The organism is Pyxidicoccus sp. M15 (assembly GCF_056858435.1).
Genome location: NZ_CM166495.1, coordinates 11684539 through 11705157, shown reverse-complemented (window position 1 = coordinate 11705157; position 20619 = coordinate 11684539). Strand labels below are relative to the sequence as shown.

At 70.9% G+C, this 20619-nt stretch carries 18 protein-coding genes; 9 read left to right on the top strand and 9 right to left on the bottom strand.

Going from position 1 to position 20619, the window contains the following annotated elements; translation table 11 throughout:
- The first annotated feature begins 124 nt into the window (after positions 1–124).
- From ACX9TP_RS43375 to ACX9TP_RS43365, 3 genes are all read left to right on the top strand, one after another.
- A complete protein-coding gene (locus tag ACX9TP_RS43375) occupies positions 125–3352 on the top strand; it encodes a TonB-dependent receptor (protein ID WP_482976569.1) in 3228 nt (1075 codons plus the stop codon).
- 27 nt (positions 3353–3379) lie between these two features.
- On the top strand, positions 3380–4186 hold the full coding sequence (locus ACX9TP_RS43370) for a hypothetical protein (protein ID WP_482976568.1): 807 nt from the start codon (positions 3380–3382) through the stop codon (positions 4184–4186).
- A 152-nt stretch (positions 4187–4338) separates the two neighbouring features.
- A complete protein-coding gene (locus ACX9TP_RS43365; RefSeq protein WP_482976567.1) occupies positions 4339–5028 on the top strand; it encodes a J domain-containing protein in 690 nt (229 codons plus the stop codon).
- Between the two features lie 5 nt (positions 5029–5033).
- On the opposite strand, the gene sitI6 is transcribed toward ACX9TP_RS43365, so the two are convergent.
- Positions 5034–5756, bottom strand: a complete 723-nt coding sequence (sitI6, locus tag ACX9TP_RS43360; protein ID WP_482976566.1) for a SitI6 family double-CXXCG motif immunity protein — start codon at positions 5754–5756, stop codon at positions 5034–5036.
- A gap of 6 nt (positions 5757–5762) precedes the next feature.
- Positions 5763–6434, bottom strand: coding sequence for a SitA6 family polymorphic toxin lipoprotein (sitA6, locus tag ACX9TP_RS43355; RefSeq protein ID WP_482976565.1), 672 nt, complete (start codon positions 6432–6434; stop codon positions 5763–5765).
- Between the two features lie 172 nt (positions 6435–6606).
- On the opposite strand from sitA6, the gene ACX9TP_RS43350 reads away from it, so the two are divergent.
- Positions 6607–8109 (top strand): sensor histidine kinase, encoded by a 1503-nt coding sequence (locus tag ACX9TP_RS43350; RefSeq protein WP_482976564.1) that lies wholly within the window; start codon positions 6607–6609, stop codon positions 8107–8109.
- Positions 8110–8192: 83 nt separating this feature from the next.
- On the opposite strand, the gene ACX9TP_RS43345 is transcribed toward ACX9TP_RS43350, so the two are convergent.
- Together ACX9TP_RS43345 and ACX9TP_RS43340 are read right to left on the bottom strand one after the other, a co-directional pair.
- Positions 8193–8582, bottom strand: a complete 390-nt coding sequence (locus ACX9TP_RS43345) for a response regulator (RefSeq protein ID WP_482976563.1) — start codon at positions 8580–8582, stop codon at positions 8193–8195.
- Between the two features lie 171 nt (positions 8583–8753).
- The gene (locus tag ACX9TP_RS43340; protein ID WP_482976562.1) at positions 8754–9548 is read right to left on the bottom strand and encodes a hypothetical protein; all 795 of its coding nucleotides are present in this window, start codon (positions 9546–9548) and stop codon (positions 8754–8756) included.
- Positions 9549–9700: 152 nt separating this feature from the next.
- Here ACX9TP_RS43340 and ACX9TP_RS43335 point away from each other — a divergent pair, with 152 nt between their 5' ends.
- Positions 9701–11464 carry an Ig-like domain-containing protein gene (locus ACX9TP_RS43335; protein ID WP_482976561.1) on the top strand — a complete coding sequence of 588 codons (1764 nt, stop codon included), beginning with the start codon at positions 9701–9703 and terminating at the stop codon, positions 11462–11464.
- Between the two features lie 69 nt (positions 11465–11533).
- The gene (locus ACX9TP_RS43330) at positions 11534–12727 is read left to right on the top strand and encodes an alpha/beta hydrolase (RefSeq protein ID WP_482976560.1); all 1194 of its coding nucleotides are present in this window, start codon (positions 11534–11536) and stop codon (positions 12725–12727) included.
- Between the two features lie 53 nt (positions 12728–12780).
- On the opposite strand, the gene ACX9TP_RS43325 is transcribed toward ACX9TP_RS43330, so the two are convergent.
- Both ACX9TP_RS43325 and ACX9TP_RS43320 read right to left on the bottom strand, forming a co-directional pair.
- Positions 12781–13965: a cytochrome P450 gene (locus tag ACX9TP_RS43325; RefSeq protein ID WP_482976559.1), complete on the bottom strand. Its 1185-nt coding sequence runs from the start codon at positions 13963–13965 to the stop codon at positions 12781–12783.
- A 167-nt stretch (positions 13966–14132) separates the two neighbouring features.
- A complete protein-coding gene (locus ACX9TP_RS43320; protein ID WP_482976558.1) occupies positions 14133–14702 on the bottom strand; it encodes a regulatory protein RecX in 570 nt (189 codons plus the stop codon).
- 139 nt (positions 14703–14841) lie between these two features.
- On the opposite strand from ACX9TP_RS43320, the gene ACX9TP_RS43315 reads away from it, so the two are divergent.
- Positions 14842–15555, top strand: a complete 714-nt coding sequence (locus ACX9TP_RS43315; protein WP_482976557.1) for a class I SAM-dependent methyltransferase — start codon at positions 14842–14844, stop codon at positions 15553–15555.
- A gap of 123 nt (positions 15556–15678) precedes the next feature.
- A complete protein-coding gene (locus ACX9TP_RS43310; protein ID WP_482976556.1) occupies positions 15679–16506 on the top strand; it encodes an SDR family NAD(P)-dependent oxidoreductase in 828 nt (275 codons plus the stop codon).
- A gap of 7 nt (positions 16507–16513) precedes the next feature.
- On the opposite strand, the gene ACX9TP_RS43305 is transcribed toward ACX9TP_RS43310, so the two are convergent.
- On the bottom strand, positions 16514–16915 hold the full coding sequence (locus tag ACX9TP_RS43305; RefSeq protein ID WP_482976555.1) for a VOC family protein: 402 nt from the start codon (positions 16913–16915) through the stop codon (positions 16514–16516).
- A gap of 161 nt (positions 16916–17076) precedes the next feature.
- Between ACX9TP_RS43305 and ACX9TP_RS43300 the strand changes: the two genes are divergently transcribed.
- Positions 17077–17649 carry an imm11 family protein gene (locus ACX9TP_RS43300; RefSeq protein WP_482976554.1) on the top strand — a complete coding sequence of 191 codons (573 nt, stop codon included), beginning with the start codon at positions 17077–17079 and terminating at the stop codon, positions 17647–17649.
- Positions 17650–17673: 24 nt separating this feature from the next.
- Here ACX9TP_RS43300 and ACX9TP_RS43295 read toward each other — a convergent pair whose 3' ends face one another.
- Positions 17674–18783, bottom strand: coding sequence for a type IV pilus twitching motility protein PilT (locus tag ACX9TP_RS43295; RefSeq protein ID WP_482976553.1), 1110 nt, complete (start codon positions 18781–18783; stop codon positions 17674–17676).
- A gap of 1 nt (position 18784) precedes the next feature.
- A complete protein-coding gene (locus ACX9TP_RS43290) occupies positions 18785–20458 on the bottom strand; it encodes a type IV pilus twitching motility protein PilT (protein ID WP_482976552.1) in 1674 nt (557 codons plus the stop codon).
- Positions 20459–20619 lie beyond the last annotated feature (161 nt).

Here is a 20619-nt window from a genome sequence, read left to right as displayed (position 1 = left end):
GACGTGGGCCGCCCCGCCCCTCCCCCGGGGCGGGGCGGCCCCAGTGAAGCCTGTTATTTTCAGTATTGTTGCTTTCTCGTGATTCGAGACAGAGTGGAGCCCCTACCTTGGAGGGGAGTCAGCTTTGTCCACACGTGCAGGTCTCGCTCGCGGGCTATGTCTCGCGCTGTTGCTATGGGGTGCGGGGGCGTCAGCCCAGGGCACCTCGGTCATCACCGGAACCATCTCCAACGCGGCGGACCAGAAGTCGCTCGCGGACGCCGTGGTGACGGCCACCTCTCCGAAGCTGCAGGGTGAGCGGACCGTCGTCTCGGACGGCAGCGGCCTGTACCGGCTCCCGCAGCTGCCGCCGGGCACGTACACCCTGCGCGTGGAGCGCGAGGGCTACGAGCCCTTCGTGCGCAGCGACGTCGTCCTGCGGCTGGACCGCACGGTGCGCGTCAACATCCAGCTGCTGCCCAGCTCGCTGGGCGAGGAGATTTCCATCACCGCCGCGCCGCCCACCATCGACGTGGGCAGCAACACGGCGGGCCTGAGCGTGGACGCGGACTTCATCCGCAACATCGCCGTCATCCGGCCGGGCACCAAGGGCTCCGCGTCGCGCTCCTTCGAGTCGCTGGCGGAGCTGGCGCCGGGCGCCACGGAGGACCGCTACGGCGTGAGCGTCAGCGGCAGCTCTTCACCGGAGAGCCAGTACGTGGTGGACGGCCTGTCGGTGAATGACCCGGGCGTGGGCACGCTGGGCACGCCGCTGTCGGTGGAGTTCGTCCAGGAGGTCAACGTCATCACCGGCGGCTACATGCCCGAGTACGGCCGCTCCACCGGCGGCGTGCTCAACGTCGTCACCAAGTCCGGCTCCAACGAGTTCCATGGCTCCGTGTTCGGCACCATGGCGCCGGGCGCCTTCCAGCGCGCGGGCACGGAAATCCGCCAGGAGGGCAGCGTCGTGTCCGCCAGGGGCACCCCGTGGAACCAGGGCGACTTCGGCTTCGACTTGGGCGGCCCCATCATCAAGGACAAGCTCTGGTTCTACGTGGGCGTGGCGCCGTCCTTCAACCGCGTCCGCGTGGACCGGCAGTTCAGCAAGCTGGAGTACTGCGACGAGGCGGACCCGGCGAACGGCTGTGCGTCCGTGGGCGCGCGCCGCAAGGACCCGACCACCGGCTTCGGCCAGGTGACGCCGATTGAAGGCAGCCGGGTCAGCCGCTTCGCGGACGAGCGCAGCGTGCAGTACATGAGCAAGCTGACGTACCTCTTCAACCCGGACCACAACCTGTCGGTGTCCGTCTTCGGCACGCCGCGCTCCTCCGGCGGCGACGGCAGGTACTCTTTCAGCCGCGACGGAGACCCCGAGGTGTGCGTGGGCCTGTCGTGCACCGCCTTCGTCCAGGGCACCTACGAGTCCATCGCCACGCGGCGCTCCAACGGCGTGATGGACATCGTCGCGAAGCAGCAGTCGTCGTTCTTCGACAAGAAGTTCCTCGTGGACGCCACGCTGGGCTGGCACCACCAGGCCGACTCCACCCTGCCGTCGGACGGCTCGTCGCTGGGCTCCAGCGAGGGACTGGCCGGACGCTCCAACCTGGCCTGGCGCCGCACGCGCACCCCGCACGCCATCACCGAGTTCGAGTCGCTGCCGGACCCGTCCGTCTGCGGCGCCACGCCGGCCGAGCAGTCGCGCAACTGCCCCGTCACCGCCTATTCCACCGGCGGCCCCAACACCATCAGCGAGGCGAAGCTGGACCGCGTGCAGGGCAAGGTGATGGGCACGTACCTGCTGCAGGCGCTGGGCCACCACATCTTCAAGGCGGGCTTCGACGCGGAGCGCTCGAGCTTCTACCTCAACCGCGCGCGCACGGGCCGCACGCCCTGGCAGGAGTGCACCAGCGGCAACTGCTGGTTCAGCCTCAACGAGTACGGCTACCTGTCCGGACCGGACACGCCGGTGTTCCTCGCCAGCAAGGAGGGCACGTCCACGTCGCTGACGGTGGGCGGCTTCGTGCAGGACAGCTGGTCGGTGCTGGACAAGGTGACGGTCAACGTGGGCCTGCGCTACGACGTGCAGACCATCTGGGGCCTGGATGACCAGGTGGGCCTGCACCTGCCCAACCAGTGGTCGCCGCGCATCGGCGCCATCTACGACTTCACCCAGCAGGGCCGCTCCAAGGTGTTCGTCAACTTCGCGCGCTTCTACGAGAACGTGCCCCTGGACATGGCGGACCTGTCCTTCCCGCAGCAGCAGCTGCTGTCGGCCACCTACACCGCGCCGGCGTGCAACCCGAGCGACCGCGACTCCCTGCTGACGGGCTGCACCGCGGCCAACCGCCAGCGCCTGGGCACCGCCAACGAGGGCCCCAACCAGACGTGGGATGCCCAGGGCGGAGACCGCGTGCCGGTGGACCCGAACATCCGCGCGCAGTCCGCGGACGAGCTCATGGCGGGCGCGGAGTACGACTTGACGGTGGGCCGCGTCGGCCTCGCGTACACCCGGCGCGTCCTCAATGACGTCATCGAGGACATGAGCCGCGACGACGGCAACACCTTCTTCCTGGGCAACCCGGGCAAGGGGTTCTCGACCGACTTCCCGGAGGCCCGCCGCCACTACGACGCGGTGAACCTGTACTACCAGAAGACCTTCTCCAACGGCTGGCTGGCCCAGGCCAGCTACACGTGGTCCAAGCTGCGCGGCAACTACTCCGGCCTGTTCCGCGCGGACACCGGGCAGCTGTCACCCAACCTGACGCGCGACTTCGACCTGCTGTCGCTCACCACGAACCGCGACGGCCCGCTGCCCGGCGACCGCACGCATTCCTTCAAGGCCTTCGGCGCGCGCGAGTTCGTGCTCACCAATACCACCAGCGTCAACGTGGGTGGCGGCTACCGGAGCCGCTCGGGCACGCCGCTCAACTACCTGGGCCTGCACCCGCGCCGCAGCGGCTCGGAGACGTTCATCCTGCCGCGCGGCAGCGCCGGCCGGCTGCCGTGGGTGCACACCGTCGACTCCCACGTGGGCATCAGCCAGAAGCTGTCGAAGGACTACACGCTGAGCGTGTCCATGGACGTGTTCAACCTCTTCAACTTCCAGCAGTACACCAACGTGGACCAGACGCTGGCGCTCAACCGCGTGTACGCCATCGAGCAGAACGGCAGCACGGCGGACGTGTCGGCGTGCCTCGATGCGCTCAACCCCGCCTGCCGCATCGTCCCTATCTCGGACACCGAGTACACCGTGCTCCCGGACGGGACGAAGCTGGCGCGCATCCGCCAGTCGGACATCAACCCCAACTTCAAGCGCCCCACGGCGTACCAGGCGCCGCGCTCCATCCGCTTCGGCGCGAAGCTGAGCTTCTAGCCCGCTCCCCAGACAGGACACCTTCCAATGAAACTTCGACTGATGGGACTGAGCGTGGGTGTGGCGGCGGCCTCGGTGGCCGTGTTCGCCTGCGGCGTGGACGAGCCGGAGCCCCAGTGCGTGGTGGCGCGCGCGAGCATCGACGGCTCCACCGGCTCCTTCGCCGCGACGTACACCCTGAAGCCCGGACAGAATCCGGACCAGCAGTGCGCCCGGCTCAAGCCGGAGCGCGTGGGCCTGCAGAAGTACTTCGGTGAGACGCCGAGCGAGCCGGACAGCGTCGCCGTGCGCAGCGCCCGGCTGGGCAAGCTGGGGCGGGACTTCGCGTCCACGCGGCCGGACCCGGACCCCTCGCACGTGACGTACTCGGTGGGCGCGTTCGCCAGCGAGGCGCCGGGGCCGGACAACTTCTGCAACGTGCCCACGCTGACGCCCTCGCGGCTGGACGTGCCCGCCACGGCGCCGGGCCTGCCCGACGGCGGGGTGCAGCCGGACGGCGGCCCGCCCGCCCAGGCCGCGCAGAGCTTCACGTACGAGTGGTCCAACCTGCGCATCTACAACTCGCCGGGGACTCCTGGAACGCAGTTCACCGCGGAGCTGCGCTACACGGAGAACGGCTGCACCGCGGAGTACACCACCAAGGGCATCTGGCCCGTGGTGGGCTGCGGCTTGAGCGACGGCGGCGTCAACGAGGCGGCGTGCGACCCGTACGCGGACTACGACGCGGGGCGGCTGCGCGGCTCGGGCATCAACCCCATCTTCCCCGTCAAGTGCGACCCGGACGCGCTCATCTGCGTGCTCACGGGAGAGGTGCCTTCGGAACAGCAGCCGTGACACGGATGCGGTGAGCGCGTCAACGGGCCCGGTGGAGACTTCGCGCTCCGCCGGGCCCGTGCGCGTTTCCTGACCCATCTCGACTTTTCAGACGCGGGACGCTACATGGTCGCCGCGCTTCAGCGAGCGCATCGGCGGCCACGGTCCTGCGCATGCTTTCGGTTCCCTTCTTCGGCACCGCCACGGAGCTCAGCCGCTTCACGCACCGCGCGGGCACGTCCGTCATCCTGGTGGGCACGGGCGGCACGGAGAGCGCCTTCCCGCAGGACCTGGCGGAGCGCATCTTCGCGTGGTCCCCGGACGTGAAGCTGGCGTCGGCCAGTCCCGAGGCGCTCGCGCGCGTCTCGACGGAGGCGCTTCAGCCCGGTGACGTGTTCATCTTCGCGGACGGCAAGCTGTGCTGGCGCAGCGAGCCGGCGCTGAACCTGGACTCGCAGGCGCTGGCTTCGCAGGCGGTGTCGCTGTTCATCAGCGCGCTGTCGCAGCAGGGGTACGTGCGGCTCAAGCAGCGTGAGCGCAACGACGCCATCTTCACGCGCGTGAAGCTCATCGCCATGGAGCGGCTCCTGAAGAACCGGGCGAAGCGGGCCTCGCGTGCGAAGGCCGCGCCGGAGCCGGCGCCGGTGGAGGACCCGTACGCGCTGCTGGGGCTGACGCCGGGGGCCTCCTTCGAGGAGGCGCGCGCGGCCCGCAACGCGCTGCTGCTGCAGTACCACCCGGACAAGGTGGCGGGGCTGGGGCCGAAGCTGCGCGAGGTGGCCGAGGCGGAGACGAAGCGCATCAACGCGGCGTTCGCGAGCCTGACGGCGCCGGTGCGCGCGGGGCGGGGGCCGCGGGAGTAGGCACTCTATCGCGTGGGCAGCTCGCGGAAGGTGAGGCCGTCCAGCTCCAGCCGCTGCACGGCGTTCATGAGCCGCTCGGTGCAGACAATCATCGTGGCGAAGTTGCCCACGCGGAAGAGGTCCAGGTCCGTGGGGAGGGAGGCGGCGTCGAGGAGGGGGTTGTCCGGCCATTTGAATGCGTGCCGGCCACAGGTGGCGCACGGAGGGGGCACGTCCGGTGGAATGCAGTCCGGGTGCAGCCGGCCGTGGGGCTCAATCTGGAGCTCCAGCAGCTCTGGCGGGTTCTTCTGACGGAACCGCAGTTCCGTTCGACAGCCCAGCAGCCCCCGGACGCCCGCTGCCTGGAGGCGCTCCAACACATCCCGGTGCACAAGGAGCTTCTGCCCCCACACCCACGCGATGGGGCCAAACCCGCCAGTGGCACGGCCCACCAGCGGACCGAAGCCCGTACCGGGTGGCAGTTCTGCATTCGGAGGCGCCAGGGGACGCACCAACTCGCGGAGGCGCGCGAACTCGAGGAAGGGCTCGGGCCTCGCCTTCTCGAACTGCTTGCGCTCTGGCAATTGCGACAGGTCGATGCAGGGGTATTCGTGGCCCGCATCGCTCCATGTGGCACCGCACGTGTGGCACGTCACGCCTGGCAGCCCCAGCTTGTGCCATGCGTTGACCTCCCCGCCATGCTTCGCTGCCGCCGCCCTGTCCTCGTCCAGCAAGAAGAACCTGCTCATCGGACCTCACGCCCTGGGGCGGGAATAGTAGGGCTGAATGGGGCCACCGATGAGCTCGAAGCGGTGGATGAGTTCCCCTGCATGCTTGTAGATGTCCTCGGGGGTCGCCCTGCGGTTCGTCTTCATGAAATCCCGCCAAGCCTGGTTCCATGGACCGCCTCGCCCGTCGCTGCTGTGAATCTCCCGGTGGAGGGCACGCGGAATCGGCATGGTGTAGTCGTGAATCTTGACGCCCCGTCCAGAGAACCACCTCGCCAGGTCTTCGGCTTGCGGGAAGATGTGGTGCTTCTCCCACTGCCCGGGCGTGAGCTGGCGTGACGGAGGGATGAGCCTGTCAGGGGCGCCGTTCCAGTGGGGGAAGACCATGACGGCCCCCGGGGGGAGATTCTGTGCGGCTCCCCAGTTCCTCCGGGGACCCATGCCCGGTGCCGCAGCCGCGGCGGGCGGGCGCGAAGGCGGGAAGCGCGCCAGCTCGACTTCTTCGGGCAGGTCCTCGCAGCGGTAGAAGCCGCAGGCGTCGCCGAGGCAGAGCAAGGTGACGCACTGGTCGTCGCCAGGCTCGTCGCACTCCACCTGCGCCGAATCCCAGGCCTGCTGCATGGACGGCCTGGCGACGGTGGAGCAGCCCAGCGAGGACACGGCGGATAACAAGACAGCGATGGCGAGCGTCAGGCGCATGGCCCACGAACGCTACCTGGACTCGTCCCCGCCAAGGTTTCCCACGCGAGAAGGGCACCTGTGTGAACTCGCACGTCCGGGACGCCCCGTCCTTGGACGGCTTCCGGCAGTCCTGTTACGGGTAGGGCTCCCGTGACAGGCGGGGCCCGTGGCCCGCGCTTCGGAGCGGGGCATGAGGATTTCCGCCTTGCGACGAGAGCCCACCCCGGAGCCACCGACGTACGCGACGGTGCGCGCCATCGCCGAGGCCACCCACCGCATCGTCTGGCTCCTCACCCCGGATGGCGCGCTGGCGGACGCCAGCCCGCGCTGGTGCTCTTTTACAGGCCAGTCCCCGGAAGAGGCGGAGGGACACGGCTGGCGTGACGCCATCCACTCCGAGGACCGTCCAGCCGCGGACCGCGCGTGGGACGAAGCCCAGGTCTCGGGCACCGCGTACGAAGTCGAGTGCCGCCTCCTGCGCCCGACGCGGCGCTACACGCGCGTCCTCGTGCGCACCGTGCCCGTGCCCGGCGCCGAGGGCCGCCCCGACGGCTGGGTGGCGACACTCGACGAGGTCTGGGTGGACGCGTCGGTGCGCCGCAACGAGGAGCGGCTGCGGCTGGCCACCCAGGCCGCGCAGGTCGCCGTCTGGGAGTATGACTTCGTCGCGGGGCAGATGACGCGGACGGAGAACCACGACGGCCTCTACGGCCTGCCGTGGCAGCCGGTCTGGACCTACGACTGCTTCACCAGCGCCACCCATCCGGACGACGTGCCGGCGGCCGACCGCGCCATCCAGGAGTCCTGCGCACCCGGCGGACCGGACGACTATGAGGTCGACTTCCGCGTGGTCCACGCGGACGGCTCCATCCACTGGCTGGCCTGCACGGGCCATGTCTTCGCGAGGGATGCGTCCGGGCGGGCCACGCTCGTCCGCGGAACCCTCAGCGACGTGACACGCCTGAAGAACGTGGAGGCGGAGTTGCGCGAGGCCGTCCGCGTCCGCGATGAGTTCCTTCAAATCGCCAGCCACGAGCTGAACACCCCGCTGACCCCGCTGTCCCTCAAGCTGTCCAGCCTGCAGCGACTGGCTGACGGCGGAGCGCTGGCACCGGACGCGGTGCGGGGACACGTGGAGGTGGCGCGAAGGCAGGTGCGGCGGCTGGCCGGGCTCATCAAGGACCTGCTGGACGTGACGCGACTGTCCCGGGGCCGCTTGCAGCTCGCGCTGTCGGAGGTCTCCCTGTCGGACCTGGTGGCGGCCGTGGCGGAGCGCTCCGCTTCGGACGTGCAGCGGAGCGGCTCCCGTCTGGTGCTGGCGCTTGCGCCGGGCGTCCTCGGCCGCTGGGACGCGGGCCGGCTGGAGCAGGTGGTGGAGAACCTGCTCGGCAACGCGCTCAAGTACGGCCAGGGCCGTCCCATCCACGTGGACGTCACGGGCGACGCCGGGGCCGCACGGTTGGTGGTGCGCGACGAGGGCATGGGAATCGAGGCGGAGGCGCTGCCGCGCATCTTCGACAAGTTCGAGCGCGCCGCCTCCGCGCGCCACCACGGCGGCCTGGGGCTGGGCCTCTTCATCGTGCGGCAGATTGTCGACGCCCACGGCGGGGCCATCCACGTCTCCAGCGAGCCCGGACGCGGCGCCACCTTCGAAGTGCGCCTGCCGCTGCAACCGGGTCCCCGGAAGCAGTAGGCATGGACTTCCTGTAGGGACTGCTACACGGCGGCCTGCCTGCTGGCCGGGCTGCCGTGAGTGAGCCTCCGGTGCCCGGGATGTCAGGCGACGGAGGCGAAGGTGGGGTCGTCCCGTCCTCCGCCGAGGCTGCGTATCACCTGCGCCAGGAAGCGCGACAGGTCACCGTCCTTGTGCAGGAAGACCTCACCGCGCGGAGCGAGCATGGCGTGCTCGCTGCTGTGCAGGATGAGCGGCGTGCTTCGCAGGCGCTCGTCGGCACGCAGCCGGTGACACAGCTCCAGCCCGGTCATCCGCGGCATGCACACGTCGGTGATGATGAGGTCGGGCCGCGCCTCCAGGGCCTGCTCCAGCCCCTCCTGGCCGTCATGGGCGGCGATGACCGCACAGCCCAGCTCCTCGAGGGCCCACGTGTAGATTTCGAGGAGGTCCACGTCGTCGTCGATGAGGAGGACCCTGGCCTGGAAGTTCATGCTGCGCCTCATTCTGGTGATGGGCGACCGTGCGCCCCGTCCTATATCGACAGGGCCTCCTGGGCGAGAATGTGAACGGCTGTTTTGGACGGGCGTCGAGCGAAAGCAGACGCTGGCGCCGCATTCCAGGAGGAGCAGGCAGGCGGCGAGAGGCGCCTTCCGTGCGCTGCTTCACCGGAACAGGTACGGCACGGGGAGCGCCGCGAGCGTGGCGGCAAGGTCCCCGCGCTGCTCGTGGAAGGCGCGCAGGAAGTCATGCGCCGCCCTGCGCGCCTCCGCCAGCATGGGCGGGACGTCCGCTGGCGCCGCGCCCCAGATGGGGCGGGTCAGCACGGCCAGGAAGGCCCCCACGTCGTGAGTGCCCAGCAGCAGACGGATGGGACCGCGTCCGTGCAGCACGTGGTGTCGCCTTCCGTCATGCCCGCGCTCGAGGGTCCGGGTCATGGCGCAGGCGCGCTTGAGGTGGTCGTTGAAGGCCCGCTGGCCTCCGGGCAGCAGCAGCAGCTGGCGCAGGAGCGTCGCGAGCAGCCCCCGGTCCAGCTCCGGGGCCTGCCACCGCCGCTGGAGCCGCAGGGCCCGCTGGCTCGCCTCGCGAAGCTCCCGCTCCACGGTGCTCTCGAAGTGCGTGTCCCAGCGCAGGTGGCTCAGCGCGTGCTCGCCGATGAGGCCCTCGGGGAGGACGCCTCGCACGTGCGACAGGCGCTCGTCACGCGGCAGGTGCTCGGTGAGGGCACGGGCCCAGCGTTGGAAGGGATTGACCTTGTCACGCGCACGGCGCCGCCACACGACATGGCGCAGCTCGAGCGTGGAGTCCTCGTCGAGGTCGGGACAGTCGTCCGCGAGCTCCGGGGCGCGGACGAGCCGATGCATGCGTCCGCGGACGGAGTGACGGGTGCTCCGGCTGATGGCCGCCTTCGCCTTGCGCGCCCCCTTGCGTCCGGTGGAGGGCAGCAGGCTCCGGGCCATCTCATGAATCTTGTCGTCGCCGTGGACCAAGGGGACCCCCGTTTCCCCGCCAGGGACGCCAGCCTCACTGCTTCCTGACGCGGGGGCCCGAGCCGTGTTTTCGTGCGACCCGAGGCCGGAGGGGCCGTTCCCCTTCCGAGCGCCCCTCGCCCATGACCTCCAAACTCCTGCTGGCCGTGTCCCTGTTCGTCCTCGTCGCTTGTGGCGGCGGCTCCAAGCCCGCGCCGGAGCCGACGCCGACGCCGGACCCGACGCCCTCCGGCTGCGACGCCACGGGCCTGTCCGTGACGCTCCTCGCCCCCACGGGGCCGGTGACGACGCGGGGCGTGGTGTCGGTGGCGCTCGCCGTCTCCGGGCAGGTGGACCGGGTGGACGTGGTGCGCAGGGGCATCGAGCTGGCGACACTGACTCCGCCCTACACCTTCGAATGGGACACGACGTCCGTGCCCGAGGGCACCTACGAAATCTACGGCCGCGCCACCTGCGGCACGACGCGCGTTGTCAGCGACAGCCAGCCGGTGGTGGTGGACCGGACGCCGCCCTCGCTCACCGGGCGCTCACCGGCGCCCGACGCGGAGGTGGCCGCGGGCAGCACCCTCCGGCTGGACTTCTCCGAGCCCCTCCTTCCCTCCAGCGTCACCCCGGGCTCCGTCCTGGTGTCCGTGGACGGACAGCGCGTGGAGGCGAGCGTCGCCCTGGCCCAGGAGGGCCGCGCGCTGACGGTGACGCCGACGCAGCCGCTGCAAGCCCCGGCGCGCGCCGAGGTGCGCCTGGCGGAGGGCCTGACGGACCTCGTGGGCAATGAGATGGTGCCTCCCACGCCGTGGACCTTCACGGTGCCCCGCTGGCTGGCCGCGCATGGCGTCGTCACGCCACAGCGGACGGAGGACCACTTCGCCCAGCCCCCCATCCTCCAGTTCGACGCCGCGGGCCGGCCCGCGGTGGCCTTCCTCGTCGCGAGCGACTCCACGAGCTCCTATTACGGGACCCGCACCTCGCGCTGGACGGGCAGCGCGTGGATGCCCCTGGTGGGCGAGGGCGCCGGCACGCTCGCTGTCGCCTTCGCCATGGGGAGGGACGACCGCATCATGTTCTCGGACGTGCGTGACCTGGGGAACCCGCGCCTCGACATGGAGTTCTACACGCCGGAGGACACGCTGGTGAGCGACTTCATCTTCCACTGCGAGTCGCCCGTCGCGGCGATGGGGCCTCGCGGCCTGGGCGTGGTCGCCGCCGCTCATGCCCTCGCCCAGCTTCCCCCGGCCTTCATCCTCGTCGAGGGCTTTGGCGACGAGGGCCAGGTCGACTTCCCCCGGATACCGGGCGCGCACGAAGACGAGGACCAGCGCCTGCCCGCGCTCGCCATGGATGCGGAGGACCGTCCCGTGGTGGCGTACCTGGATGAACGCGGTGCCCTCGCCGTGGTTCGCTGGACGGGGAAGGCCTGGCAGGCCCTGGGCGCCCGCCTTCCGACGCGCGGCTTCAGCGGCGAGGCCACCGTGCGCGTCGACGCGCTCGGGCGGGTCGTCGTGGCGTGGCGCGAGGTGGAGGGCAGCGAGAGCCGCGTGCGCCTCCAACGGTTCAGCACGGACGCCTGGTCGCCTTTGCCCTCTCCCCCCAACGTGACCCCGCCGCCCGCCAGTGCTCCCTCGCTGGCGATGACCCTGGATGGCGAGGGCCACCCGGTGCTGGCGTGGACGGAGGCCGGCACGTCCGCGAAGGTGCGGGTGGTGCGCCATGCCGGCGAAGCCGGGTGGACGGCCCTCGGCGAGGTGTCGCGCGCCGGCGCGGATGTCCTCATCGGACGGGGCGGCCTGGAGCTGGATGGCGAGGGGCAGCCGGTGCTGGCCACGGCCGTGCGCGCGGGAGACACCTCGGACGTGCAGGTCTGGCGCGTCAACCGCCTGGCGCCGTAGCCGCAGGGTGGCGGGCACTTCGCCCGCGCGGCGCTTGCCTCGGCGCTCCGCACCTCCGAGGCTGCGTCCATGCTTCCGAGGACGTTGCTTCGAAGGTGCTTCGCCTGGGCCCTGGTGGCCACCGCCCTCACGGGCTGCTCCGTGGCCCGGGTGAACCTGGCTCCGCCCACCGGGGAGGAGGTGACGGTGCTGGTGCCCGGCTACCGGGGCACCTTCCTCTTCACGGAGGGCCCGGAGCCCGAGCGCGCGTGGTTCTCTCCAGGGGATGTCGTCACCCGCGGGGAGCGCTCGCTGGCGCTGCCGTTTCCGGGACAGCGCCCCGCGCCCCGCTTCGGTCCCCTGGTGCCGGACGGGCCGATGACGAAGCTCACGCTCATCCCGTTTCTCGCGTCCATCGACGTGTATCGCCCGGTGATGGAGTTCGGCCGCGAGCGGCTCCCGGGCTTCACCGCGTTCGGCTACGACTGGCGGCGCGACGTGCGCGAGAGCGCGGGGAAGCTGTGCGCGCGCATCCAACAGCTCGTGGCCGAGGGCGGGGGACGGCGAAAGGTGAACCTCGTGGTGCACAGCATGGGCGGGCTCGTCGCGCTGCACTGCCTGCTGCACGGGGGCGCGGAGCCGGGCACGCAGCCGTGGGCGGGCGCCGCGCACGTGCAGCGCGTGGTGTTCGTGGGCACGCCCTTCCGGGGCTCTCCGGGCATCTTCGACGACCTGCTCGAGGGCACCACCACCGGACGGAACACGGCGCTGCTCCGCCCCGAGGCCCTCTTCACCTTCGCGTCCTCCTTCCAGCTGCTGCCGTGGCGGGGCGACTTCTTCGTGGACGCGGCGGGCGCGCCCGTGGCCCTGGATGCCTATTCGCCGGAGCAGTGGTGGACGCGGGGCTGGGGCGTCTTCGAGGAGGCCGCGCTGCGCGAGGACGCGGCCTACCGCGAGCAGCTCACCCGCATGCTGGATGCCCGCCGCGCGCTCGCCGATGCGCTGGCGCCGCGCGAGGGACTGCCGCCGCCTCCCTTCCAGACGCTCGTCGTCGTCGGCACGGGACGGCCCACCACGAGCGGCTACCGGTTGAAGGACGGCGCGGTGGACGTGGATGACGAGACGAAGGCCGACGGGGACGGCTCCGTGCTCGCCACGAGCGCCGTGCCCGTGCTGCCCCTGCCATTCGAGCGCCTGGACAGCCGCGCCGAGCACGTGGCGCTGATGGCCGATGACGAGGTGCTCCACGCCATCGCGCGGTTTCTCGGCCACCCCGTGCCGTGATGATGTGTGGGGGGCCGGAGCTCCGGTCCTCCCGCGTGGTGGCGCTTCCGGCGTCAGGCCGGGACGAGCTCCACCGGGAGCGTCCGGGGCCCGTGGATGGTGAGGCCGGGGAGCCACTGGATGTCCGGCGAGCGGAGCTTCACGGCACGGATGCGGGGGACGAGCGCCTCCAGCGCGAGCCGGGCCTCCATCCGCGCGAGCTGCGCGCCCAGGCAGAAGTGGATGCCATGCCCGAAGGTGAGGTGCTGGGTGCCCTTGTCCCGGCCGGGGAGGAACCGGTCCGGCTGCTCGAATACGCGCTCGTCGCGGTTGGCGCTTCCCACCAGGCCCATGACGAAGCTGCCCGCGGGCACCTTCGTGCCGGACAGCTCCACGTCCGTCACCGCGACGCGGAAGGCGAACTGGGTTGGAGCCTCGTAGCGGAGCACCTCCTCGACGAAGCGGGGGATGTGCGCCCTGTCCGTCCGTGCGTGCTCGAGCTGCTCGGGGAAGCGGGCGAGGAGGATGGCCGCGTTGCCGATGAGCTGCGCCGTCGTCTCCATGCCCGCGGGCAACAGCAGGAAGAGGAAGGAGAGGACCTCCGCGTTGGTGAGCTGGCGGCCCTCCACCTCCGCGCGGAGCAGGTCGCTCACCATGTCGTCACCGGGCTGTCGGCGGCGCGCGGCGATGACGTCGCCGAGATAGGACTCCATCTCCTTCACGGTGTCGCGGATGCCGGGGTGCTGCTCGGGCGTGGCGGAGGTGATGAGGCCCATGTTCACCGACCAGCGCTTGAACTCGGTGAAGGTGGACGGCTCCAGGCCCAGCATGCGGCCGATGATGTTTCGCGGCAGCACGAAGGAGAGGGCATCCACGAAGTCCACCTCCCGCTGGAGCACGGCGGCCTCGGCCAGCGTCTCGGCCTCGTGGCGCACCTGCGCCTCCAGTCGCGCCATGCCCGAGGCGTTGAAGGCCCGGCTCACCAGCGCGCGCAGCTGCGTGTGGCGCGGCGGGTCTCTCGTGACGAGCGACTGCGCCACCGGGTTGGGCCCGAGCCACGGGGGCTCGGCCGTCACCGCGAGCGCCTCGGACGAGAAGCGCTGCGCGTCCTTCTGAATGGCGCGCACGTCGTCGTAGCGGGCGGCGGCGTAGGCGCCGAAGGGCTCGATGCGGCAGAGGCCGGGCTCGGCGCGCATGCGTGCGTACAGGTCCATGCGCTCGGCGTCGGTGGCGGGGGCGAACAAGTCGTACGTCTGCAACGGTGTCTCCAAGGTGGCGGTCGCCGAGCAGGCGCCATGGGCAGCGGCGACCACCCGCGAGGGCAGGGACTCCGTTGTGGATACGGACGGTGCGGCGAGGGCTGGTCGTGCGAGCGTTGCAGCGGAGCGTCCGCGCGGGCACGCGGCCCGCCCGCGCGGGCGGAGGGCTACGCGGGGTCCGAGTCGATGACCTTCTTCGCGATGCCGAAGGAGAAGCCCGCCCGAGCGAGGGAGGCGAGGTCCTTCTTCCGGTTCTCCTCGCGCGTCTCCACGTTCTTCCGGAAGGGGCCCAGGCGCTTCTTCCTTGCCCAGATGCGCGCGGCCTCCTCGTCGGAGACCTCGGACGTGGCGTCCGCCACCTTCCTCGCGACGAGCTCCGCGGAGACGCCCTTCATCCGGAGCTTCTGGGTAATCATCCGGGTGCTGCGGCCGGAGGCTCGCAGGGACGTGGCCTTCATCCGCGCGTAGGCCTCGTCATTGAGGAGCCCGTTGCGGATGAGCTTCGCCATGAGCGCGTCCATCCACCCGAGCGCCTCCGCACGGTCTCCGCCGTGGAACTTGAGGGACTTGTCCACCCGGCGCAGCAGCACGCGCTGGAGCTGGCTCTGCGTGGCCGCGTACCGCTTCAGGTAGTGGAGCGCGGCGTTCTCCAGGTAGGTCGGCGACACCTTCCGGGGCCGCTTCGGCTGCCGCGGGTGCGCCGCCTTCCTGTCCTGTCCGTCCCGCGACTCGTCCATGACAGCGGGTCTACCACCCGGGTCTGACGGGCTGAAGCGCGCTCACGAACCGGGGAGGTGGGGACGGGCGAGGAGCCGGGCGCAGGTCCGGGCGGCTCCGCATGGAGCGCCGCTGACGCCAGGCCGTTAGGGAGGCGGCATGCGCTCGCCGTTGCTTGCTCTCGTGCTGGCCCTGTCCGTCCTCGCCTGCCGGCGGGAGGCGCCAGTCCCGCCTCCTCCAGCCCCCGCCGCTGCCGACGTCCCCGCACGCAACCGCGTGCCCGCCGAGCCCATGTCCTGGCTCGGCGCGGACTGGCTCACACGGGCGGAGCGCGAAGCGGAGGAGCAGCCCGAGGTGATGCTGGACGCCCTCGGGCTGAAGCCGGCCATGCGGGTGGCCGACGTGGGCGCGGGCGTGGGCTTCCACACGGTGCGGCTGGCCCGGCGCGTGGCGCCCGGTGGCCATGTCTGGGCCACGGACATCCAGGAGGAGATGGTGTCGCGCCTGCGCGCCAACGTGGAGGCCGCGGGGCTGTCCAACGTGACGCCCGTCCTCACGAAGCCGGAGGAGACGGGGCTGCCCGACGGGCAGCTCGACCTGGTGCTGATGGTGGATGTCTTCCATGAGCTGGCCGAGCCGGAGCGCATGCTCGCGAAGCTCCGGCGCGCGCTGGCCCCGGGCGGCCGCGTGGCCCTGGTGGAGTTCCGCGCCGAGGACCCGCGCGTGCCCATCAAGGAGGAGCACAAGATGTCGGTGGCCCAGGTGGATGCCGAGCTGGGCGCCGCGGGCTTCGTGCGCGTGCAGCGCTTCGACGGCCTGCCGTGGCAGCACCTGCTCGTCTACTCGCTCCCCGCGGGTGACGCGGGCCGCTGAGGCGCGCTGGAGGCCGGAGCCCGGACGCACGCTCCACTCACGAGGCGGCGTGCCTTCCCGATGCGCCGCGCCATCTCCACCCATGAGTGCACTCCCACCTTTCGCACCGTGAAGGACGCACCCATGGCCACGAAGAAGAAGACCGCTCCGGATTCCCGTTCCCTGGCCCTCGTCACCGGCGCCTCCAGTGGCATCGGCCTGGAGCTGGCGAAGCAGTTCGTCCAGAACGGCTTCGACCTGCTCATCTGCGCCGAGGATGCCGGCATCAAAGATGCCCGCGCCGACTTGTCGAAGGACGGCGCGCGCGTGGAGGCCGTGCAGGCGGACCTCGCCACGTACGACGGCGTCGAGCAGCTCTACAAGAAGGCGCAGGAGCTGGGGCGCCCGGTGGACGTGCTCGTCGTCAACGCGGGCGTGGGCGTGGGCGGCGACTTCGCGCGAGAGACGGACCTCGAGGCGGAGCTGAACCTCATCCAGCTCAACGTCACCTCGGCCGTCCACCTCACCAAGCGCGTGGTGAAGGACATGGTGGCGCGGGGCGAGGGGCGCATCCTCTTCACCTCGTCCATCGCCGCCGTGCTGCCCGCGCCGCTGGAGGCCGTGTACGGCGGGTCGAAGGCCTTCCTCCAGTCGTTCTCGGAGGCGCTGCGCAACGAGTTGAAGGACGTGGGCATCACCGTCACCGCGCTGATGCCGGGCCCCACGGAGACGAACTTCTTCCACCGCGCCGGCATGGACGACACCCGCGTGGGCCGGCAGGAGAAGGACGACCCGGCGCAGGTGGCCAAGGAGGGCTTCGAGGCCCTCATGGCGGGCAAGGACAAGGTCGTCGCCGGCGCGCTCACCAACAAGGTCATGGCCGCCTCCTCCCGCGTCCTCCCCGACGCCGCGAAGACGGCCATCCACCGCCACATGTCGGAGAAGGACCCGAAGGCCTCTCACGACTCGTGAGCGCGCGTCAGGCTTTCTTCGCCGCCTCGAACAACGCGGACACGGCGCCGGACGGGTCCTCGATGACGCAGAAGCGGCCCATGCCTCCGGCGGACCGCACCTGGCTGCGCAGCTTGCCGCCCATGGCGGTGACGCGCTCCAGGCTGCGGTCCAGGTTCTCCACGGTGATGTAGACCAGCCATCCGCCCGGCAGGTCCGCGTTGGAGCCCCGCGCGTGGCAGACGCCCGCCGCGGGCGCCTCGCTGCCGGGAGGAATCATCAGGAAGTCCTCGTACCCGCCCATGTCCAGGCCGGTCGCCGTCCAGCCCACCACGTCCCGGTAGAAGTCCTTCACCGCCACGGCGTCCTTCACCGTGAGGTCCATCCAGCCCACGCTGCCCACCACCGCCGGCTTGCCTGCGTCACTCATGTGCGTGCTCCTTCCGGCGGCGCACTCTACTGACCCGCGCATGGAAGCGTAGTCCCGCAGGTTCCGAGGGGCATGCTCATCACCGGCAGAGGGGTGTGTCTGCACCTTGTCCCGCGCCCTCGCTCTGGTGACGCGGAGCAGGTGAGGTAGAGAGGACGCCCATGTCGAAAAAGCGCTACTTCAGGCTCAAGGAGAACGTTCGGTCCGGGTACTGGTACCTGGGAGACCCCCTGGATGAGACGGGCCAGGAAGTGGAAGACCCGTATGTCTTCAGGGCAGGGCGGCCTGTTCAGGTCAAGGGCCGTCTGAGGATGCCCATCAACGAGCCGGGCAGTCCGCTGGAGTACTGCACGGCGGGCGTCGGCATGGCTTCCATCGTCCATGTCCGGGTGGCGTCCATCTTCGCGGAGCTGGCCCCCGACGACGTGCAGCTCATTCCGGTGGACGTCCAGGGGCAGCCGGACCAGTACCTCATCCTGGTGGCTACGAAGAGCATCCGCTGCATCGATGACGCGGCGTCCGAGGAGGTGCGTTACTGGCTGCCAGAGCACGGGCAACCCGAACGCGTCGGCGACTACAAGTCCGTCAGCGGGCTGCGCATCGACCCGTCGAAGGTGGGAGATGCCAAGGTGTTCCACACCTGGGGGTGGGACATCGCCCTCATCGTCTCCGAGGACATCAAGCAGGCGCTGGAGCGCGCCCGGGTGACGGGCGCGCAGTTCACCGAGGTATAGCCCCGCCCCGTCAGCACCGGGCGCTCAGATGGACTTGAGCGCCTCCGGTACTTCCCACTCGGGCTTCAGCCGGGAGATGACCTTGGCGAGGTTCTCCTTGTCCTGCGCCTTCTCCAGCGCGGCCTCCGGCGTAATCACGCCGTCCTTCACCAGCCGCTCCAGGTGCATGTCCAGCGTCTGCATGCCCTGGCCCTGGCCGGCCTGCATCTTGGACGCAATCTGGAACACCTTGCCCTCGCGAATCATGGAGGCGATGGCGCTGCCGCCCACCAGGATTTCGAGCGCCGCCACGCGGCCCTTGCCGTCCGCCGTCTTGATGAGCTGCTGCGCGACGATGCCCGCGAGGCTCTCCGCCAGCATGCCGCGCACCTGCCCCTGCTCCTCGGCGGGGAAGGCGTTGATGATGCGGTCGATGGTGGCCGGCGCGCTGTTGGTGTGCACCGTGGCGAACACCAGCACGCCGAAGCTCGCCAGCTGCAGCGCCAGCTTCATCGTCTCGTTGGTGCGAAGCTCGCCGATGAGGATGACGTTCGGGTCCTCGCGGCCCGCCGAGCGGATGGCCGTAGCGAAGCTGGACGCGTGCGGGCCCACCTCCCGGTGCGTCACCTGCGCCTTCTGGGACTCGTGGACGAACTCCACCGGGTCCTCAATCGTGAGGACGTGCGCCGGGCGCGTGTGGTTGATGTAGTTGATCATCCCCGCCAGCGTCGTGGACTTGCCGCTGCCCGTGGGGCCCGTCACCAGCACCAGCCCGCTGCGCCGGTCCGCCAGCTTGCGCACCACCTCCGGCGTCTTCAAGTCTTCCAGCGACAGCACCTTGCTGGGAATGGTGCGGAACACCGCGCCCAGGCCCGTCATCTTGTAGAAGTAGTTGGCGCGGAAGCGGGCCTTGGTGCCGTAGCCGTAGGCGAAGTCCAGGTCCAGGTCCTCGGTAATCTGCCGCTTCTGCTCCGGGTTGATGAGCTCGAAGAGCAGCGACTCCAGCTCCGGCACGGTGAGGGGCGCCTCGCGCAGCGGCACCAGCTCGCCGCGGATGCGGCCCAGGGGCGGGTAGCCCACGCTCATGTGCAAGTCACTGCCCTTCTGCTGCAGCAGCGAGTCGAACAGGGACGAGATTCGGGGGGTGGCGTTCATCTCAGGAGCCCTTCCTGCCCATCAGCGAGCCCATCTTGCTGAGCAGCCGCGCGCTGTCCTGCGACGTCTCCGGCGCCGAAACGGTGCCGGGGCGCTTGCCGGTGACGACGGCCTCCAGCTCGTCCGGGTTGTCCGCGAAGCCCTTCGCCACCTCCAGCTTGACCTTGCCGGAGCGCACCAGGTCCGCCAGCGAGTCCTCGAAGCGGACGATGCCCAGGCTCTTGCCGCGCTGCTGCAGCGACGGAATCTGGAACGTCTTGTTGTCGCGGATGAGGTTGCCCAGCGCGACGGAGCCCGGCAGCACCTCCGCCGCGGCCACCATGCCCTTGCCGTCCGCGCCCGCCATCAGCCGCTGGCTGACGATGAGGCGCAGGCCGCTGGACAGGGACAGGCGCACCTGCTGCTGGTCCGCGGGCGGGAAGAGGTCGATGAGCCGGTCGATGGTCTTCGCCGCGCTCGGCGTGTTCATGGTGCTGATGAGCAGGTGGCCCGTCTCGCTGGCCGCCAGCGCCATGCGCACCGTCTCCGTGTCGCGCAGCTCGCCCACCACGATGACGTCCGGGTCCTCGCGGAGGCTGCCCTTGAGCGCGCTGGCGAACGTCTTCGTGTGCGAGCCCACCTCGCGCTGACTGATGAGCGCCTTCTTGCGCGGGTGGACGAACTCCACCGGGTCCTCCACGGTGAGCACGTGGTGCGTCGTCTCGCGGTTGATGATGTCCACGAGCGCCGTCAGCGTGCTCGTCTTGCCGTGCCCGGACGGGCCGGTGATGACGATGAGGCCCTGGTGGTGGTGCACCGCCTTGGCGATGTCCGTCGGCAGGCCCAGCGACTCCAGCGTGGGGATGTCGCGGGCAATCACGCGGAAGGTGCCCTTGAGGCCCGTGCGCTGCCGGCCCACGTTGACGCGGAAGCGCCCCATCTCCGGCGACTCCAGCGAGAAGTCGCAGCTGCCCTCGCGCTCCAGCACCGCGCGCAGCCGCTCGGGCACCACCGGGAGCAGCAGGTCCTCCACACGCTCCGCGTCCAGCACGTCACCCTGCGGCAGCAGCTCGCCGGAGAGTCGGAACAGGGGAGGGCGGCCCGCCACCACGTGGACATCGCTGGCGCGCTGGCTCCGCGCCTCCTCGAGCAGCCCGGCCAGCTCGCGCCACGCACCGCTCGAAGCGCGGGGCATGGCTCGGGCCGGCGCCGGCGCCGGTGCCGGCGCCTGAGCCGCTGTCGGCACCGGAGCCGCTGCCGGCGCCTGAGCCGCTACGGGAGCGGGCCGGGCGACGGGGGCCGCGGGTGCCGGCGCTGGAGCGCGCGCGGCGGCGGGCGCCTGCGGGGCGGCGGGCTGCGGGGCGGCGGGCTGCGCGGCGGTGGCCGGCGCGGCGTCCGTCACCCGGGACAGCCGCAGGTGGAGGAGGTCTCCCCGCTTCATGGCGGCGATGGAGAGCGCGCCGAGCCCATTGGCATTGACGGACCACTGCACCGGCGTCTCCGCGACGCTGGAGGCGCGGGCCAGTCCCACCATGGCCTGCAGCGCGCGGGTGACGTCTTCCGTCGTCACCGCTGAGGGGTCCACCGGCTCGTAGCCGTTGCTTCCACGGATCATCGGCGGGCGGCCGGTCGCCAGGGTCAGCTCCGTGACTCCGGGACGCGACAGGTGCCGCAACAGCTCTGCGAGGGGTTTCATGCGGTGTCGGTTCAGACCGCGACGGGGCGCGGGGCGGCGGGGGCCGCAGGATAGTCGACAATCCGCCAAAAGCGGTTCACCCCCGGGTCGGTCCGCCTCCTCGCACCCGGCGCCGGGTCCCCGGACGCCCGCGCCCACACCCGCAGTCCTGGCGGGCGGGC

Excerpts from the sequence above, each read along its gene's own strand:
- ACX9TP_RS43290 (WP_482976552.1), bottom strand. The coding sequence starts at position 20,458 with ATGAAACCCCTCGCAGAGCTGTTGCGGCACCTGTCGCGTCCCGGAGTC.
- ACX9TP_RS43335 (WP_482976561.1), top strand. The coding sequence starts at position 9,701 with ATGACCTCCAAACTCCTGCTGGCCGTGTCCCTGTTCGTCCTCGTCGCT.
- ACX9TP_RS43345 (WP_482976563.1), bottom strand. The coding sequence starts at position 8,582 with ATGAACTTCCAGGCCAGGGTCCTCCTCATCGACGACGACGTGGACCTC.
- ACX9TP_RS43330 (WP_482976560.1), top strand. The coding sequence starts at position 11,534 with ATGCTTCCGAGGACGTTGCTTCGAAGGTGCTTCGCCTGGGCCCTGGTG.
- ACX9TP_RS43365 (WP_482976567.1), top strand. The coding sequence starts at position 4,339 with ATGCTTTCGGTTCCCTTCTTCGGCACCGCCACGGAGCTCAGCCGCTTC.
- ACX9TP_RS43300 (WP_482976554.1), top strand. The coding sequence starts at position 17,077 with ATGTCGAAAAAGCGCTACTTCAGGCTCAAGGAGAACGTTCGGTCCGGG.
- ACX9TP_RS43295 (WP_482976553.1), bottom strand. The coding sequence starts at position 18,783 with ATGAACGCCACCCCCCGAATCTCGTCCCTGTTCGACTCGCTGCTGCAG.
- ACX9TP_RS43340 (WP_482976562.1), bottom strand. The coding sequence starts at position 9,548 with ATGGCCCGGAGCCTGCTGCCCTCCACCGGACGCAAGGGGGCGCGCAAG.
- ACX9TP_RS43315 (WP_482976557.1), top strand. The coding sequence starts at position 14,842 with ATGCGCTCGCCGTTGCTTGCTCTCGTGCTGGCCCTGTCCGTCCTCGCC.
- sitI6 (WP_482976566.1), bottom strand. The coding sequence starts at position 5,756 with ATGAGCAGGTTCTTCTTGCTGGACGAGGACAGGGCGGCGGCAGCGAAG.
- ACX9TP_RS43320 (WP_482976558.1), bottom strand. The coding sequence starts at position 14,702 with ATGGACGAGTCGCGGGACGGACAGGACAGGAAGGCGGCGCACCCGCGG.
- ACX9TP_RS43310 (WP_482976556.1), top strand. The coding sequence starts at position 15,679 with ATGGCCACGAAGAAGAAGACCGCTCCGGATTCCCGTTCCCTGGCCCTC.
- sitA6 (WP_482976565.1), bottom strand. The coding sequence starts at position 6,434 with ATGCGCCTGACGCTCGCCATCGCTGTCTTGTTATCCGCCGTGTCCTCG.
- ACX9TP_RS43350 (WP_482976564.1), top strand. The coding sequence starts at position 6,607 with ATGAGGATTTCCGCCTTGCGACGAGAGCCCACCCCGGAGCCACCGACG.
- ACX9TP_RS43370 (WP_482976568.1), top strand. The coding sequence starts at position 3,380 with ATGAAACTTCGACTGATGGGACTGAGCGTGGGTGTGGCGGCGGCCTCG.
- ACX9TP_RS43305 (WP_482976555.1), bottom strand. The coding sequence starts at position 16,915 with ATGAGTGACGCAGGCAAGCCGGCGGTGGTGGGCAGCGTGGGCTGGATG.